The organism is Cellulosimicrobium sp. SH8, assembly GCF_025818875.1.
In the GTDB taxonomy this organism is placed as follows: domain Bacteria; phylum Actinomycetota; class Actinomycetes; order Actinomycetales; family Cellulomonadaceae; genus Cellulosimicrobium; species Cellulosimicrobium cellulans_D.
This window is the reverse complement of the sequence record NZ_JAMXMH010000002.1, coordinates 22,745-39,810: the sequence shown is the minus strand read 5'-3', so window position 1 is coordinate 39,810 and position 17,066 is coordinate 22,745. Positions and strand designations below refer to the sequence as shown.

Genomic DNA, 17,066 nt, shown 5'->3' with positions numbered 1-17,066 from the left:
GGACGACATGACACGACCACTCCGCAGGAGGATCGCCGCGGTCACCGCCGCCGCGACGCTCCTGACGGGCGCGGCCGCGACGCACGCCGTCGCGGGCACGCCCGCCCCCGAGGACCAGCGCGCGACGGTGCGCGCTGTCCCCAAGACGACCCCCGGCCTGGAGCGCGCGCTGCAGCGCGACCTGGGCCTCAGCGCGCGGGACGCACGGACGCGGCTCGCCTTCCAGTCCGACGCGGCGGGTACCGAGGCGGCGCTCGAGCGTCGCCTGGGCGCCGACTACGCGGGCGCCTGGGTCGACGACGCCGCGAACGTCCTCTACGTCGGCGTCACCGACGCCGCCGACGCCCGCGCGGTGCGGGCCGAGGGCGCCACCGCGGTGACCGTGGACCACACGCTCGCCGACCTCGAGACCTGGCGCGCGACCCTCGACGGCGCGCTCGCGGACGACCCGGCGGCGCTGCCGGGCTGGTACGTCGACGTGACGCGCAACCGCGTCGTCGTCTCCGTGCGCGAGGGTGGCGAGTCCGACGTCGCCGAGCAGGTCGCGGCCGCGGGCGTGCCCGCGGACGCGGTGGCGTACGAGGAGACGGCCGAGGTCCCGCGGCCGCTGATCGACGTCGTCGGCGGCAACGCCTACACGATCGGCGGTGGCACCCGGTGCTCGGTCGGGTTCGCGGTGCAGGGCGGGTTCGTCACCGCCGGGCACTGCGGCTCGACGGGCGCGCGCACGTCGGGCCCGGCCGGCACGTTCCGCGGGTCGAGCTTCCCCGGCAACGACTACGCCTGGGTCCAGGTCGACGCGGGCAACACGCCCGTCGGCGCGGTGAACAACTACGCGGGCGGCCGGGTGGCCGTGGCCGGGGCGACGCAGGCGCCGGTCGGGGCGTCGGTGTGCCGGTCGGGCTCCACGACCGGCTGGCACTGCGGGACGGTCCTGGCGTACAACGCCTCGGTCACGTACGCGCAGGGCACGATCACCGGCCTCATCCGCACGAACGTGTGCGCCGAGCCGGGCGACTCCGGCGGCTCGCTGCTCGCGGGCAACCAGGCGCAGGGCGTCACCTCCGGCGGGTCGGGCAACTGCAGCTCCGGCGGCACGACGTACTTCCAGCCCGTCGGGGAGATCCTGTCCGCGTACGGGCTCACGCTCGTCACGAGCGGCGGGGGCGGCGACCCCGAGCCCCCGACCGGCTGCACCGGCTACGCCCGGACGTACACCGGCACGCTCTCCGCCGGCGCGACGGCCGTCCAGCCGAACGGGTCCTACTACACGGCCGCGACCGCGGGCACCCACCGCGGCTGCGTCACGGGCCCGGCGGGCAGCGACTACGACCTGTACCTCCAGCAGTGGAACGGGGCGTCGTGGGCGACGGTCGCGCAGTCCACGTCGCCGGGGGCCAACGAGTCTCTGACGTACAACGGCGCGGCGGGCTACTACCGGTTCGTCGTGCACGCCTACGCAGGCTCAGGCCCCTACACCCTGGCCACGACAACCCCCTGAGCCCCCTGACTGCCTGACCCTGTCCGCGTCGAGCACGAGGTTGCTGTCGTTCCGGTCCTCTTTCCGGGAGCAACCTCGTGCTCGACGGCGTGCAGGGACGTGTTCGGCGCGGCTCGCCGCGCGCAGGGGTCCCGTCAGGCGAGCAGCGCCGGGCCGTACTTGAGCACCACGAGGATCGCGAGACCCACGAGCCATGCCGCCACCAGGTACCCGAAGGCTCCCGAGCGCACGAACCCGAGCAGCCGCGCCTGCGCGGCGCGCGGCAGGTACAGGTTGTCCTCCAGGACGTTCCAGTGCAGGAGCGACGCGAACACGAGCGTCGTCGAGACCGTGATGAGCAGGCACCACGGGCACAGCGCGCCGATGACGAACATGGACTGGTAGAAGAGCCAGTAGGCAAAGACGACGCCGAGGAAGTACACGCACTGCGCGGCGAAGAGGAACCATCGGGGGAACCGCGTCCCGCCCAGCGCCGCGACCGCCGTCGTGATGACGATGGGTTCCGCGATCAGGCCGAGGAACGCGTTGGGGAACCCGAACACCTGCGCCTGCCACGACTGCGCGACCGTCCCGCACGACAGCACGGTGTTGACGTCGCACGACAGCGTGGCGGTGGGGTTCGCGGCGAGGAGCACGGCGTCGTAGGACAGCACGAACGCCGCGGTGAGGCTGAGCAGGCCGAACAGCAGCATCTCGCCGAACAGCACGCCGCGGGAGTGGGTCCAGCCGGTGGGCCGGGCGAACGCGTCGAACGCCGCGTCTGGCGCGTCCCCCGTGCCCGACGGCGTCCGGCCCGCGCGCGCGTCGTCCGTCAGGGCGGTGGTCGTTCCGGTCACGGGCGGTCCTCGGGTCCGCGGGGCCCCGCCGGGTCGGGGGACGCCCCGGCGGGCGGGCAGAAGGTGGCGCCGGCCGGCAGGGTGGGCGCGCTGCCGGCTCGGCGCCGCACCCAGGTTACGAAGCCCGCGCCCCCGGCCGACAGGGACCATGGTCCTGGATCCTGGGCTCGCGCCCAGGCCGCCCCCGAGCGATGCGCTCCCGCTCGAGCGCTGCGTCCGGGGACGCATCCGTCGCGCGCGGACGCAGCACTCGCCGTCGGGCCGGGTGCGTCCGCCCGGTGGGTCGTCCCGGTCGTGGGGGAGTGGCGACCTAAGATCTGGGGGCGCGCTCCCCGCGGCGCCGCCAGACCGGAACCCCCCCGCCCGAGAGGACCTGCGTGCAGCACGACGACGTCGACTCCCTGCGACGGTCGAGCGCGGCGTGGCGGCTCCTGCGCGCGGACACGGCGCCGCTCGTGCTGTCGTTCCTGGGCACGCTGTTCGTCGAGGACAACGTGCGCGCGATCCCCGAGAGCGAGCTCGTCGCGCGGCTCGACGACCACCTGTGGGCGGTCGACGGCCGGTCCGCGCGGGCCTCGGGAGCAGAGCCGCGGTACCCGCGGGCCCCGCAGGCGTACGTCGACCACTGGGCGCACCCCGACCAGGGCTGGCTCCGCGCCTGGTACCCGCCGGGATCCGGCGAGCCGCACTACGACGCGACGCCCGCCGTCGAGCAGGCCGTGCGCTGGGTCGCGTCGCTGCGCGGCCGTGGGTTCGTGGGCACCGAGTCGCGGCTCAACACGGTGTTCGAGCTCCTGCGCCAGCTCGCCGTCGGGACCCAGACCGACCCGGCGGAGCGCCTGCGCGAGCTCGAGGAGCGGCGCGCCGCGATCGACGAGGAGATCGCGCAGGTCCGCGCCGGGCGCGTGGCCGTGCTCGACGCCGCCGCGCAGCGTGACCGCTACCAGCAGCTCACGCAGACCGCCGCCGACCTCCTCTCGGACTTCCGCGAGGTCGAGGCGAACTTCCGCTCGCTCGACCGCGAGCTGCGCGAGCGCATCACCGGCTGGGACGGCGCCAAGGGCGAGCTGCTGGAGGAGGTCGTGCGGTCGCGCACGGCCATCGCCGAGTCCGACCAGGGCCGCTCGTTCCACGCGTTCTACGACTTCCTCCTCGACCGCCGCCGGCAGGAGGAGTTCGCCGCGCTCGTCGAGCGCGTCCAGTCCCTCGACGCGATCGTGCCCGACGTCGTGCGGCCGGCGCCCGAGGCGGCAGGTCCCGACGCGGGCGTGCGGGTCGCGGTCGACGACGAGCACCGCCGGCTGCGCCGCGTCCACTACGACTGGCTCGACGCCGGCGAGCGCACGCAGGCGACCGTGCGGACCCTCTCGGAGCAGCTCCGCCGCTTCCTCGACGACCAGGTCTGGCTCGAGAACCGGCGTGTCATGGACATCCTGCGCGGCGTGGAGGCGAAGGCCCTCGCCGCGCGCGACGTCGCCCGCAGGCAGGGTGGACCGGGCGCGGGCGGTCCCCCGGCGATGGCGGTCGACGCCGTCGCGCCGGAGGTCGTGCTGCCGACGGAACGGCCGCTCTTCTCGCCCCGGCCCACGGCCCGGCTCGACTCCGACCACGTCGAGGCCGGCGACGACGACTTCGAGGTCGACGCGCTGTACGACCAGGTGCACGTCGACCCGGAGCGCCTCGCACGGGTGGTCCGTGCGACGCTCACCACCCCGGGCGGCCCGGGGGAGGTCGCGCTCGCCGACCTGCTCGCCGCCGCGCCCCTCGAGCACGGCCTGGCCGAGCTCGTGACGTACCTGTCGCTGGAGGACCCGCGCTTCGTCGTCGTGCACGACGAGGAGCGCACCGACGAGGTGCGCTGGGAGGGCGAGGCTCCGACCGGTCCCGTCGCCGACGACGGGGTGCCGGACCCGGTGCTGCGCGTCGCGCGGCTGCCGCGCGTCACGTACGCGCGGCGCACCGGGGCGGGCGGCGACCCGCCGCGGGCGCCGCACGACGCCGTCGCCGTCCTCGACACCCCGCCCACCGCCCGAGCCGCCGAGCGTCCCCACGAGACCGCCGACCCCGCCCCGGAGGAGACCCCGTGAGCACGACCCGCCCCGCGCGCGACCCGGAGCTGTCCGTCGTCGTGACGTCGCTCCTCAAGGGCGTCGTCTACCGCGAGTCCGGCGAAGCGCTGTGGCGCGAGCTGCTCGCGCGCGAGGCGCAGGTGCGCGACACCGTCGCGATGATGGGCCTGCAGGTCGTCGTCGACGAGGGCGACGGCTACGCCTACCTGCGCTCGCAGCCCGAGCACGAGCGCGACGAGCGCGTGCCGCGCCTCATCCCGCGCCGCGAGCTGCCGTTCGACGTGAGCCTGCTGCTCGCGCTGCTGCGCAAGCGGCTCGCGCAGGCGGACTCCGAGGGCGGCGAGACGCGGCTCGTGCTCGCGCGCACGGAGATCGTCGACCTGCTGCGGGTGTTCCTCGCGCAGGACGCCGGCGCGGCGGCCAACGAGGCCCGGCTGGTGGACCGCGTGGACGGTCTCGTGCGACGCGTCGTCGACCTGGGCTTCCTGCGCCCGGCGGGCCGTCCTGACCCGGACGGTGCGCCCGACGGCGGGGCCGTCCCGGTCGAGGACGGCGACCCGGCCGCGGGCGACGCGCGGCGGTACGAGGTGCGCCGCATCCTCAAGGCGTTCGTGGACGCGCAGTGGCTCGCGGACTTCGACGCGCGCCTCGCGCAGTACCTGGAGCTCGCCGCCGACGGCGGGGCGCGCGGGACGGCGTCGGGCACGGCGGGCACCGGCACGAGCTCGGGGACGAGTGCGGCGACGAGCGCAGGCACGACGACGAGGACGGTGGCGTGATGGAGGGCCTGTTCAGCGCGGTCGAGCTGCACGACCCGGCGGCGGACCTCGACGCCCGGGCGGGCTTCCGCCTCGAGCGGCTCGAGGTGCTCAACTGGGGCACGTTCGACCAGCGCGTGTGGGCGTTCGACCTCGACGGGCGCAACGCGCTCCTCACGGGCGACATCGGGTCGGGCAAGTCGACGATCGTCGACGCCGTCACGACGCTGCTCGTGCCGTCGCACCGCATCTCCTACAACAAGGCGGCGGGCGCGGGCGCGCGCGAGCGGTCTCTGCGCTCGTACGTCGCGGGGCACTACAAGTCCGAGCGCGACGAGGCCACGGGCACGACCCGCCACGTGGGGCTGCGCGAGCGCGGCACGTACTCGGTGGTGCTGGGCCGGTTCTCCAACCGCGGGTTCGACCAGGAGGTCACGCTCGCCCAGGTGTTCTGGCTCGCGCCGGGGCAGTCGGGCCAGCCGGACCGGTTCTTCGTCACGGCGGACCGCCCGCTGACGATCACGGCGGACTTCGCCGGGTTCGGCGGCGACGTGGCGGCGCTGCGGCGTCGGCTGCGCGAGTCCGGCGCCCAGGTGCGCGACCACTTCCCCGAGTACGGGCGCGACTTCCGCCGCCTGCTCGGCATCCCGTCGGAGCAGGCGATGGACCTGTTCCACCAGACCGTGTCCATGAAGTCGGTCGGCGACCTCGGCGAGTTCGTGCGCGAGCACATGCTCGAGCCGTTCGACGCGGACCGCTGGACGGACCGGCTCGTCGCGCACTTCGACGACCTCACGAGCGCGCACGACGCCGTCGTGCGGGCCACCGCGCAGATCGAGCGTCTCGCGCCGCTGCTCGCGGACTGCGACGCGCACGACGTGCTGGGGGAGCGGTCCGCGGCGCTCGTCGCGCGCCGCGATGCCCTGCGCGCGTTCACGGCGTCGCGCCGCGTGGCCGACCTCGACGGGCTGATCGGCGCGCTCGACGAGCGCGTCGCTGACGGCGAGTCCCGCCGTCAGCGGGTCGGTGACGAGCTGGGGCTCCTCGCGGCCGAGCGGCAGCGGCTCGAGCTCGAGCGCGCGGGCCACGGCGGCGACCGGCTCGCCGCGATCGAGGGCGAGGTCGCGCGCCGCGAGGTCGAGCGTGCCGCGCGCGAGCGCCGCGTCGCCCAGCTCGCGGGCTACGCCGCCGCGGCGGGCCTCACGCTCGCTGCACCCGAGGCTGCCGAACCCGGTGTCTCTCCCCGGGGCGAGGGCGTCGTGGGGAGCCAGCCAGGGTTCGGCGGAGGGGCGGCGGGCGTGGCTGCCGCGCTCGTCGATGCCGCGGCCTTCGCCGCCTTGCGGCGCGCGGCCGACGACGCCGCGGTGCGGGTGCGCGACGACCTCGCCCGGGCGGAGGAGCGGGTGAGCGAGGTCGCCGCGGAGCTGCGCGCCGTCGAGCAGGAGACCGCCGACGTCAAGGCCGAGCTCGCGAGCCTCGCCGACCGGCGCTCCAACCTGCCGCGCACCCACCTGGAGGTCCGCGACCGGCTGTGCGCCGGCGTCGGGGTGACCCCGGGCGACGTGCCCTTCGTGGGCGAGCTGCTCGCGGTGCGCCCCGAGCACGCCGACTGGGAGGGCGCGGCCGAGCGCGTGCTACGCGGCTTCGCGCTCTCCCTCCTCGTGCCCGCGGCGCACTACGACGCCGTGTCCGCGTGGGTCGACCGCGAGCACCTGGGCCTGCGGCTCGTGTACCACCGGGTGCCCGAGCGTGTGCCGGCCGCCCGGCCCGCGCCCCGCGACGACGTCCCGCTCCTCGCCGACCTGCTCGACGTGCGCCGCCTCGACGACGCGCCGTCGCTCACGGCGTGGGTCGAGGCCGAGCTGGAGCGTCGCGCCGACCACGCGTGCGCGCCCGACCTCGACGCGTTCCGTCGGCTGCCCCGCGCGATCACGCGCGCCGGCCAGGTCAAGCACTCGCCGGACCACCACGAGAAGAACGACACGCGCGCCGTCGACGACCGCCGCGGCTACGTCCTCGGGTGGTCCACGCAGGCCAAGATCGATGCCCTGCTGGAGCAGGCGGCAGAGGTGACCGCCCGGCGCGACGTCGTCGCGCGCCGTCGGGAGGCCGTCGCAGCCGAGCGGTCCGACCTCCAGGCCCGCTCCGCCGCGCTCGGGCGGCTCGACGTCTACCGCGACTGGGACGAGCTCGACCGGGGCGCCGAGACGGCGCGCATCGCCGAGCTCGCCGAGGAGAAGCGGCGGCTCGAGCAGGCGAGCGACGAGCTCGGCCGGATCGCGACGCTGCTCGACGACAACGCGCGCCGCCACGACGAGCTCGAGGCCGAGCGCGACCGCGTGGTCGCGACGCTCGGCGCGGACCGGCACGCGCTCGACGAGGCGCGCACCGCGCGAGAGCGGGCGCGGGCGGTGCTCGACGGCGCGGGCGAGGTGCTGGACGAGGAGACGACGGCGGCGCTCGCGGCGGAGTTCGACCGCGAGCTCGCGACGGTCGGCCCGCCCGGCGGCGTCGACCGGGACGGCTCCGACCGTGACGGCGCGACCGGCCCGACGCGCGCGGCCGACCTGGACGCCGTGGAGAACGCGGTGCGCTCACGGCTCACGGCCGAGGCGGAGCAGGCGCAGCGCGAGCGAGCCGACCTCGGGACGCGGGTCGCGGGCCAGATGGCGTCGTTCCGCTCGGCGTACCCGGTCGAGACGGCCGAGCTCGACGCGGACGTGCGGTCGGCCGACGGCTACCGCGAGATCCACGACCGGCTCGTGCGCGACGACCTCCCGCGCTTCGAGGCCGACTTCAAGGCGTACCTCAACACCAACGCGATCCGCGACATCGCGGGCTTCGCGGCCGAGCTCGCCAAGCAGGCCGACGTCATCCGCGACCGGATCGACACGATCAACGACTCGCTCCGCGCGATCGACTACAACCCTGGTCGGTACATCCGGCTCGAGATGTCGCGCACGCCGAACCTGGAGGTGCGCGAGTTCCAGCAGGACCTGCGCGCGTGCACGGACGGCGACGGGATCCTCGCCGAGGACGACCGCGCGCTCGCGGAGGGCGACGGGTCCGTCGCGGGGGACGCCGACGCGCTGTCGTACTCGGAGGACCGGTTCCTGCGCGTCAAGGCGCTCGTCGAGCGGTTCCGCGGGCGCGAGGGCATGACCGACCTCGACGAGGCCTGGCGCCGGCGCGTGACGGACGTGCGCAACTGGTTCGTGCTCTCCGCGTCCGAGCGCTCGCGCGCCGACGACTCCGAGCACGAGCACTACTCCGACTCCGGCGGCAAGTCCGGCGGGCAGAAGGAGAAGCTCGCGTACACCGTGCTCGCGGCGTCCCTCGCCTACCAGTTCAAGCTCGACTGGGGCGCGGTGCGTTCGACGGCGTTCCGGTTCGTCGTCATCGACGAGGCGTTCGGCCGGGGGTCGGACGAGTCGACCCGGTTCGCGCTCGAGCTGTTCCGGCGCCTGGGGCTGCAGCTCCTCATCGTCACGCCGCTGCAGAAGATCCACGTCATCGAGCCGTACATCTCGGCCGTCGGGTTCGTCGACAACCCGTCGGGGCGGTCGTCCCGCCTGCGGACCCTGTCGATCGCCGCGTACCGCGACGGCCGCACGGCCGGCGAGGCGCCGCCGTCGGGCACGGACGTCGCGACCGCGCCGGAACCCGAGCCCGCCACGAGGTAGGGCCCTGGTCCGCCGCGACCCGACGGCGGGGCGTCAGTCGAGCGGGCGCGGACGCCGGGCCCCGGCGAGGGTGGAGGCGAGGATCGCCTCGATCGCGAACGCGGTGCCCTCGGCGAGGTTCACGGCGTCGGGGTCGAGGAGCCACTGGATCTGGAGGCCGTCCATCGCGCCGATGATCGTGGACGCGGCGAGGTCGACCGCGGCGTCGGTGAGCTCGTAGTCCGTCTCGGTGTCGCCCGCGGCGCGGCGCTCCTCGATCACCTCGCGCAGCGCGCCCGCGATGTCGGCGCGCAGCCCGGTGAAGCGCTCGGTGACCCAGGCGCTGGCCGGGTGGCCGTCGGTGACGGCCTCGCCGGTGAGCACGGTGTAGGCCTGGACGATCCCGGGCCGCTCGGCGTTGATCGCGGCGGTCTTGACGAGGTGCCGGAAGAGGTCGAGCCCGCCCGGGATGTGCTGCCCCTCGAGGTGCTCGACGTCGACGCGGTCCCGGAACTCCAGCACCTCGGTCAGCAGCCGGTCCTTGGAACCGAAGTGGTGCAGCACCCCGGCGTGGGTGATGCCGACCTGCTCGGCGACCTCGGCGAGCGAGCCCTGGTGGTAGCCCTTGGAACCGAACACGCGCATGGCTGCGCGCAGGATCTCCTCGCGGCGCTCGAGCGTCGCCGGGCGCGTGCGGCGGGGGCGGGGCGTCCGTGCGGGGGCGGCGTCGGTGGCGCTCCGCGCGGGGGTGGCGTCGGTCATGACGGTAACCATACTGTGACCCCCTGTCTCTTACTGACGAGTTAGTAATGTGTGGTTGAATCGCCTCCGGAATGGCGTCGAGGGCGACGGAGCGCCCGGCGTCGCCGCAGATCACGGACTCGCTGAGGAGCCCCGCGTGACCACTCGCACCGTCGCCCGCCGTACCGTCCGCGCCGCGGCGCGTCGCGCGGCCGTCGTCGCCTCCATCACCGTCCCCGCCCTGCTCGTCGCCTCGGCCTGCGGCCTCGTGAGCCCGGCCCAGGAGCCGACGCCCGAGGCTGTCTCCCCCGTGCTGACGATCGGGATGCCCAACTCGGTGGACGAGGAGGACAACAACCCCTTCGACAGCGGGTCCGCCGCGCAGAAGCTCGGGTACGCGAACGTCCTCTACGAGCCGCTCGCGCAGGTCAACCTCGTCGACCCCGCCCAGGACCCGACCCCCTGGCTCGCGAGCGCCTGGTCCTGGGACGCGGGATACACGGAGCTGCGGGTCACGGTGCGCGAGGGCGTGCTCTGGTCCGACGGCGAACCCCTCACGCCCGACGACGTCGCCTTCACGTTCACGCTCCGCAAGGACGACCCCGCGCTCAACCCCGACCTCCTCCCGTACGAGGACGTCCGCGTCGAGGGGCGGGACGTCGTCGTGACGTTCGGGAGCGGCCAGTACGTCAACCGCACGAAGGCGATCAACACGTTCGTCGTGCCCGAGCACGTGTGGGCGGACCGTCCCGTCGAGACCCTCATCGACGACCTGAACGTCGACCCCGTCGGCACGGGCCCGTACGTCCTGGAGGAGTTCGCGCCCGACGGCGTCACCCTCGTCGCCCGGGACGACTACTGGGGCGGGCCCCTCGCCGTCCCCGAGCTGCGGTACGTCGCGTACCCGGACAACGACTCGCTCACCGCGGCGTACGTGAGCGGGGAGGTGCAGTGGGGCTGGGCGTACATCCCCGGCTACGAGACGGTCTACCTCGCCGCCGACCCCGACCACCTCCACCAGTTCGCCCCGACCGGCCTGGCGATCGACGCGCTCTTCCTCAACACGCAGGTGCCGCCGTTCGACGACGTCGCCGTGCGGCGCGCGCTGAACGGCGTGCTCGACCGTGACAGCATCTCGAACTACGCCACCTCCGGCGTCTGGCCCGCGCTGCGCAACGCGACCGGGCTGCCGCTGCCGGCCGGCGAGCCGTTCGTCGGGGCCGATCTCGCCGACCGGGTCCTCGCGGTCGACGTCCCCGCTGCCGCCGCGATCCTCGAGGACGCGGGCTACGAGCTGGTGGACGGCGTCCTGCACGACCAGGACGGCGTACCCGTCACGTTCACACTGACGAACCCCTCCGGGTGGACCGACTACATGTGGGAGCTCGAGGCGGTCAAGGAGGCGGCCGCGCGGCTCGGCATCGTCGCGACCGTCGAGGGGCAGGACGAGGCCGAGTGGTTCGACAAGATCGGCAAGGGCGACTTCCAGGCGTCGATGCACTGGACCGACGGCGGCGCGACGCCCTGGGACACGTACTCCAGCCAGATGAACGGTGCCCACCTGCGCCCGCTCGGCACCAGCGCCGACCAGAACTTCGGCCGGTTCCAGGACGCGGACGCGGATGCCGCGTTCCTCACCTACGCGTCCTCCACCGACGAGGCGGAGCGCGCCGCGGCACTGGCCACGATCCAGCACGTCTACGTCGACCAGGTCCCCGCGATCCCGCTCCTCGGCCGGCCGACGGCCGCCCAGTACTCGACCGTGGCGTACACCGGGTTCCCGTCGGACGCCGACCCGTACGCGTCGCCGCAGCCGACCAGCCCGGCGGCGTCGCTCATCCTCACGCGGCTCGTGCCGAGCGCGGGGGAGTAGCGCACCCGGAGCCTCTTCCCGTCGTCTTCTCCGAACGCACACACGCGTCCTCTACGGTGGAGGGATGCCTGCCGACCACGCCCCGACCCGGCCGCTGCCGACCAGCGGCGGGACGGGAACGCGACCGCTCCCGGCGACGCCGCCGGTGCTGCCGCCCGCGCGCTCCGGCGCCCCGTATCAGCCCGTCGCAGCGCCCCCTCCGGCCCCGTACCTGCCGGGGGGTCCGTACCCGCCGGGGGGCCCGTACCCGCCGGCGCCGCAGCCCGCGCCCCGCCGCCCCCCGGCCGTCGAGGCGGACGGACCGAGCACCGCGTCGCGGGTCGTCGCCGCCGTCGTCGCGGTGCTCGCCGTCGCGTGCGCGTGGCTCGTGTGGCGGTTCTTCGTCGACACCTTCGCGGGGCAGATGCTCGAGCGCGCGGCGTTCGACGGTGCCGCCACCGGCCAGGGCGAGCTCTGGACGGTGGCCGAGCCGGTCCTGGACACGGTCTCCGTCGCGTTCGTCGTCGGCGGCCTCGGCGCGGCCATGGGCATCGCGCTCCTGCGTCGCCGCTGGGGCCTCGCCGTGCAGGTCGCGTTCCTCGTCGTGGGGGCGAACGTCACGACGCAGCTCGTCAAGCACTCGCTCCTCGGCCGCGAGGAGCTGATCGGCGGCTGGCACTGGGAGAACTCGTTGCCCAGCGGTCACACCACGGTCGCCGGGTCGGTCGCCGCGGCCCTGCTGCTCGTCGTGCCGCGCGCGGCACGTCCTCTCGTGGCGGTCCTCGGCGGCGCGTACACGGCGGCGACCGGGGTCTCGACCCTCGTCGGGCAGTGGCACCGGCCGAGCGACGTCGTCGCCGCGGTCCTCGTCGTCCTCGCGTGGGCGGCGCTCGTGTGCGCCTTCACGCCGCGGTCGGCCCTCGACCCGGGCGCCGGCTCGTCGCCGGGCTCGACGGTCATGGCCGTCCTCCTCCTGCTGGGCGCCGCGGCGGCCGGCGTGGCGGCGGCGCTCGCGCTGCGGGCGACGCCCGCGACGTGGGACACGACGGCCGCGCAGGAGGTCACCGCGTACGCCGGCGGGGTGGCGGGAGTGCTCGCGGTGACCGCCGCGGCGTTCGCCGTCCTGCTCCTCGTCCGGCAGTCCACGGCTCGCCCGGACGTGCACGCCGTTCGGGGGTAGGGTGCGGCTGGCGCGACGGGAGTAACGTCGTAGGCTGCCACGGCGGACGACCGGACGGTCGTCCCTGGGCGCCGCGGCGCAGCGCGCCCGGGGCGCGGCCCGGCCGCCGTCGGGCACGAACGCCCGCCACTGACACGTACGCACGGACGAAAGCAGGATCGGATGCCACGCAAGCTCGTGATCGTCGAGTCGCCCGCCAAGGCTCGCAAGATCCAGGGCTACCTCGGCGACGACTACGAGGTCGAGGCGAGCGTCGGGCACATCCGCGACCTCCCGCAGCCGTCCGAGCTGCCCGCGGACATGAAGAAGGGCCCGTACGGCAAGTTCGCGGTCGACGTCGACCACGGCTTCGACCCGTACTACGAGGTCTACGCGGACAAGAAGAAGAAGGTCGCCGAGCTCAAGCGCGCGCTCAAGGACGCCGACGAGCTCTACCTCGCCACGGATGAGGACCGCGAGGGCGAGGCCATCGCCTGGCACCTCCTCGAGGCGCTCAAGCCCAAGGTCCCGGTCAAGCGCATGGTGTTCCACGAGATCACGCGCGAGGCCATCCAGCGGGCGCTGCAGAACACGCGCGACCTCGACGAGCACCTCGTCGACGCGCAGGAGACGCGCCGCATCCTCGACCGCCTCTACGGCTACGAGGTCTCGCCGGTGCTGTGGCGCAAGATCGCCCAGGGGCTCTCGGCCGGCCGTGTCCAGTCGGTCGCTACCCGCCTCGTGGTCGAGCGCGAGCGCGAGCGCATGGCGTTCGTCGCCGCCGAGTACTGGGACGTCACGGGCACGTTCGAGCACGCGGACGCGTCCGCCGCCGACACCGGGAAGGCGTTCGGCGCCCGGCTCGTGCAGGTCGGCGACGCGCGCGTCGCGTCGGGCCGCGACTTCGACGACCGGGGGCAGCTCAAGGCGGCCGCGGTGCGCGACGGCGTCGCGCACCTCGACGAGGCGACGGCCCGTGCCGTCGTGGTGGGCCTCGCGGACGCTGCCTTCGCCGTGCGCTCCCTCGACACCAAGCCGTACACGCGCCGCCCGGCGGCGCCGTTCACGACGTCGACCCTCCAGCAGGAGGCGAGCCGCAAGCTCCGCATGTCGTCGCGCCAGGCGATGCGGACCGCGCAGTCGTTGTACGAGAACGGTTACATCACCTACATGCGGACGGACTCGCCGTCGCTCTCGGCCGAGGCCACGACCGCGGCCCGGCGCCAGGCCGCCGAGCTCTACGGACCCGAGTTCGTGCCCGAGAAGCCGCGCGTCTACACCGCGAAGAACCAGGGCGCCCAGGAGGCGCACGAGGCGATCCGTCCCGCGGGCGACTCGTTCCGCACGCCCGCGCAGGTCAAGCGCGAGCTGAGCGACGACCAGTTCAAGCTCTACGAGCTCGTCTGGAAGCGCACGGTCGCGTCGCAGATGGCCGACGCCAAGGGCTCGACGGCGTCCGTCCGCCTCGGCGCGACGCTGTCCGCGGCCGCGGGGGACGTCGCGGGTCGCGACGCCGTCTTCGCCGCGTCCGGCACCGTCATCACGTTCCGCGGCTTCCTCGCCGCGTACGAGGAGAGCTCGGACGTCGACCGGTACGCCGAGGACGCGCCCGTCGTCGGGACCAAGGGCGACGACGACGCGCGCCTGCCGCAGATGGCCGAGGGCGACCCGCTGCGCGGGGACGACCTCACGGCCGACGGGCACTCGACGTCGGCCCCGCCCCGGTACACCGAGGCGAGCCTGGTCAAGGCGCTCGAGGAGCTCGGCATCGGGCGGCCCTCGACCTACGCGTCGACGATCTCGACCATCCAGGACCGCGGGTACGTGCTGTCGCGCGGCCAGGCGCTCGTGCCGAGCTGGCTCGCGTTCGCCGTCGTGCGGCTGCTCGAGGAGCACTTCGACCGGCTCGTCGACTACGACTTCACCGCGCGCATGGAGGCCGACCTCGACGAGATCGCGGCGGGCCGCCGCGACCGCGTCGCGTGGCTCACGGAGTTCTACTTCGGCGACGCCGCGAAGGGCGAGGATGCCGAGGGCCTGCGCGACCTCGTCGCGAACCTGGGCGACATCGACGCGCGCGGCATCAACTCGGTGCCGATCGGCGAGGGCATCCAGCTCCGCGTCGGGCGCTACGGGCCCTACGTGGAGGACCTCTCCGTCCCCGTCAAGGAGGGCGAGAACCCGCCGCGCGCGTCCGTGCCCGACGACGTCGCCCCCGACGAGCTGACCGTCGCCAAGGCGCGCGAGCTCCTCGCGGCCGGCGCCGACGACGGCAAGGTGCTGGGCACCGACCCCGTCTCGGGGAACGAGGTCGTCGCGAAGGCCGGACGCTACGGGCCCTACGTCACCGAGGTGCTCGACCTCCCGCCGATCGACACGAGCCTCTCGGCCGCCGCGCAGAAGAAGGCCAAGGCCGCGCAGCCCAAGCCCCGCACGGCGTCGCTGCTCAAGACGCAGACGCTCGACACGATCACGATCGACGACGCGCTGCGCCTGCTGTCGCTGCCCCGCGTCGTCGGGACCGACCCGGAGTCCGGCGAGGAGATCACGGCGCAGAACGGCCGCTACGGCCCGTACCTCAAGAAGGGCACCGACTCGCGCTCGCTGCCCGACGAGGAGTCGATGTTCACCGTCACCCTCGACGAGGCCATCGAGCTCTACAAGCAGCCCAAGCGCGGCCGCGGCCAGCGCGCCGCGACCCCGCCGCTGCGCGAGCTCGGCGACGACCCGAACAGCGGCAAGCCGATCGTCGTCAAGGACGGCCGGTTCGGCGCGTACGTGACCGACGGCGAGACGAACCGCACCCTCCCGCGCGACGTCACGCCCGAGTCGATCACGCCCGAGCGAGCGATCGAGCTGCTCGCCGAGAAGCGCGCGCAGGGCCCGGCCAAGAAGCGCACGACGGCGCGCAAGCCCGCCGCGAAGAAGACCGCCGCCAAGAAGTAGCAGCCTTCCCGCCGAACAGGTGGTCGTGACTCGTCCGGGCGACCGGACGAGCGACGACCACCTGATCGAGGGGACGGGACCGCCAGGTCGGCCTGCCCCGGGCCGGGCCCCGCCGCGACGGCAGGGCTCCGGCCCGAGGGCGCGCGTCAGTGTGCGGCGTGCTTGACCGGCTCGGGGAGGCCGGCCTCGGCCCGGACGCGGCGGGAGAAGCCCTCGATGGAGCGGAGAGCGTCGACGAGCTCAGGGACACGCACCGGGAACGGCATCGCGTGGATCGTCTCGCCCTCCGCGGTGGCAGCCTCCGCGACACGCGTGAGGTCGCGGACGTCGTCCGTGGTGAGGCCGATCTCGGTGAGCGTGTTCGGCAGCCCGACCCGCGTCGTGAAGCGCACGAACTCCTCGATCTCCTCGGTCGGTGCGCCCTCCAGCACGAGCTGTGTGACGGAGCCGATGTTCACCTTCTGGCCGTGCGTGAGCCCGTGCGTCTGGGGCGCGGCGGTGAGGCCGTTGTGGATGGCGTGCGCCGCCGCGAGGCCACCGGACTCGAAGCCCAGCCCGGACAGGAGCGTGTTCGCCTCGACGACCTTCTCGACGGCGGGCGTCACGAGGTGGTTCGCGACGGCGTCGATCGCGGGCAGCGCGTTCTCCCACAGGATGTCCCACGAGAGCTGCGCGAGCGCCGTGCCCGTGACGAGGGGAAGACCACCGGCCATGGTCGACGCGTTCGCCTCGGCGACGGCACGTGCCTCGATCCATGTCGCGAGCGCGTCACCGACGCCGGCGACGAGGAACTTCACGGGAGCGTTCGCGACGAGGCCCGTGTCGACGAGCACGAGGTCCGGGTTGTGCGGGAAGAACCGGTACTCCTCGAACGCGCCGTCCTCGGTGTAGATGACGGACAGGGCGGAGCACGGGGCGTCGGTGGACGCGACCGTCGGCACGGAGACCCACCGGATGCCGCGCAGGTGGCCCGCGGCCTTCACCGCGTCGATGGTCGAGCCGCCGCCGATCCCGACGATCACGTCGGCGCCGAGCTCGTCGATCTCGCGCGCGAGCCGATCGACCTCCGCGGCAGTGGCGTAGGTGCCGAAGCCGGTGCGGTGGCGGGGGAGGTCCTGCTCCTGGAAGGACACGGCGACCGTGTCCTGGACGATGCCCCACACGACGTCGTCGGCGACGAGCAGCGGCTTCGTGCCGATCGGCCGGACGAACTCGCCGAGCCGCGTGAGCGCACCGCGGGCCTGGACGTAGCGCAGCGGGCTGATGAGCGTGCGGACGGGAACCTCGGACATCGTGGCCTCCTGTGGAGTCGGTGGGTCGCCGTCGGGCGCGCCGCAGCCGTGCGAGGCCGGTGCCCGCCGGCCATCCCCACCGTGTCACGCGACCCGGGCGACCACCACCGGGACGCCGGGTCGCGTGACCTTGGTCCCGGCCGGGTCGGCGAGCGAGCAGCGCGACGGTGACGAGCACCCGTCACGACCCTGCTCACCAGGACGGTGCGTACGTGGTGCGCGAGCGCCGCGCACAGCGGTCCCGCTCTGG

10 protein-coding genes are annotated in these 17,066 nt (G+C 74.5%); 7 read left to right on the top strand and 3 right to left on the bottom strand.

The features are described 5' to 3' along the window. The first annotated feature begins 7 nt into the window (after positions 1 to 7). Positions 8 to 1,501: a S1 family peptidase gene (locus NF338_RS02875; protein ID WP_264029415.1), complete on the top strand. Its 1,494-nt coding sequence runs from the start codon at positions 8 to 10 to the stop codon at positions 1,499 to 1,501. Positions 1,502 to 1,635: 134 nt separating this feature from the next. Here NF338_RS02875 and NF338_RS02870 read toward each other — a convergent pair whose 3' ends face one another. After that, positions 1,636 to 2,337: a vitamin K epoxide reductase family protein gene (locus NF338_RS02870; protein WP_264029414.1), complete on the bottom strand. Its 702-nt coding sequence runs from the start codon at positions 2,335 to 2,337 to the stop codon at positions 1,636 to 1,638. Positions 2,338 to 2,714: 377 nt separating this feature from the next. On the opposite strand from NF338_RS02870, the gene NF338_RS02865 reads away from it, so the two are divergent. From NF338_RS02865 to NF338_RS02855, 3 genes are read left to right on the top strand one after another with little or no spacing between them, the layout of a single operon-like run. Further along, positions 2,715 to 4,424: a DUF3375 domain-containing protein gene (locus tag NF338_RS02865; protein WP_264029413.1), complete on the top strand. Its 1,710-nt coding sequence runs from the start codon at positions 2,715 to 2,717 to the stop codon at positions 4,422 to 4,424. Continuing rightward, positions 4,421 to 5,185, top strand: a complete 765-nt coding sequence (locus NF338_RS02860) for a DUF4194 domain-containing protein (RefSeq protein WP_264029412.1) — start codon at positions 4,421 to 4,423, stop codon at positions 5,183 to 5,185. The genes NF338_RS02865 and NF338_RS02860 overlap by 4 nt, the downstream gene beginning before the upstream one ends. Beyond that, entirely contained in the window at positions 5,185 to 8,847 is a 3,663-nt protein-coding gene (locus NF338_RS02855) for an ATP-binding protein (RefSeq protein WP_264029781.1), read from the top strand. The genes NF338_RS02860 and NF338_RS02855 overlap by 1 nt, the downstream gene beginning before the upstream one ends. 33 nt (positions 8,848 to 8,880) lie before the next feature. Here the strand turns inward: NF338_RS02855 and NF338_RS02850 are convergent, their stop codons facing one another. Then, on the bottom strand, positions 8,881 to 9,588 hold the full coding sequence (locus NF338_RS02850) for a TetR/AcrR family transcriptional regulator (RefSeq protein WP_264029411.1): 708 nt from the start codon (positions 9,586 to 9,588) through the stop codon (positions 8,881 to 8,883). A gap of 136 nt (positions 9,589 to 9,724) precedes the next feature. On the opposite strand from NF338_RS02850, the gene NF338_RS02845 reads away from it, so the two are divergent. The 3 genes from NF338_RS02845 to topA all read left to right on the top strand — a co-directional run bounded on the left by NF338_RS02845 (position 9,725) and on the right by topA (position 15,524). Then, a complete protein-coding gene (locus NF338_RS02845) occupies positions 9,725 to 11,440 on the top strand; it encodes an ABC transporter substrate-binding protein (RefSeq protein ID WP_264029410.1) in 1,716 nt (571 codons plus the stop codon). A gap of 64 nt (positions 11,441 to 11,504) precedes the next feature. After that, on the top strand, positions 11,505 to 12,599 hold the full coding sequence (locus NF338_RS02840; RefSeq protein WP_264029409.1) for a phosphatase PAP2 family protein: 1,095 nt from the start codon (positions 11,505 to 11,507) through the stop codon (positions 12,597 to 12,599). A gap of 162 nt (positions 12,600 to 12,761) precedes the next feature. Beyond that, complete coding sequence (gene topA, locus NF338_RS02835; RefSeq protein ID WP_264029408.1) at positions 12,762 to 15,524, top strand: type I DNA topoisomerase; 2,763 nt, start codon at positions 12,762 to 12,764, stop codon at positions 15,522 to 15,524. Positions 15,525 to 15,670: 146 nt separating this feature from the next. On the opposite strand, the gene NF338_RS02830 is transcribed toward topA, so the two are convergent. After that, positions 15,671 to 16,816, bottom strand: coding sequence for a glycerol dehydrogenase (locus tag NF338_RS02830; RefSeq protein ID WP_264029407.1), 1,146 nt, complete (start codon positions 16,814 to 16,816; stop codon positions 15,671 to 15,673). Positions 16,817 to 17,066: the final 250 nt, after the last annotated feature.

Coding starts and splice junctions, on each gene's coding strand:
- topA (WP_264029408.1), top strand. CDS start 12,762: ATGCCACGCAAGCTCGTGATCGTCGAGTCGCCCGCCAAGGCTCGCAAG.
- NF338_RS02875 (WP_264029415.1), top strand. CDS start 8: ATGACACGACCACTCCGCAGGAGGATCGCCGCGGTCACCGCCGCCGCG.
- NF338_RS02855 (WP_264029781.1), top strand. CDS start 5,185: ATGGAGGGCCTGTTCAGCGCGGTCGAGCTGCACGACCCGGCGGCGGAC.
- NF338_RS02840 (WP_264029409.1), top strand. CDS start 11,505: ATGCCTGCCGACCACGCCCCGACCCGGCCGCTGCCGACCAGCGGCGGG.
- NF338_RS02850 (WP_264029411.1), bottom strand. CDS start 9,588: ATGACCGACGCCACCCCCGCGCGGAGCGCCACCGACGCCGCCCCCGCA.
- NF338_RS02830 (WP_264029407.1), bottom strand. CDS start 16,816: ATGTCCGAGGTTCCCGTCCGCACGCTCATCAGCCCGCTGCGCTACGTC.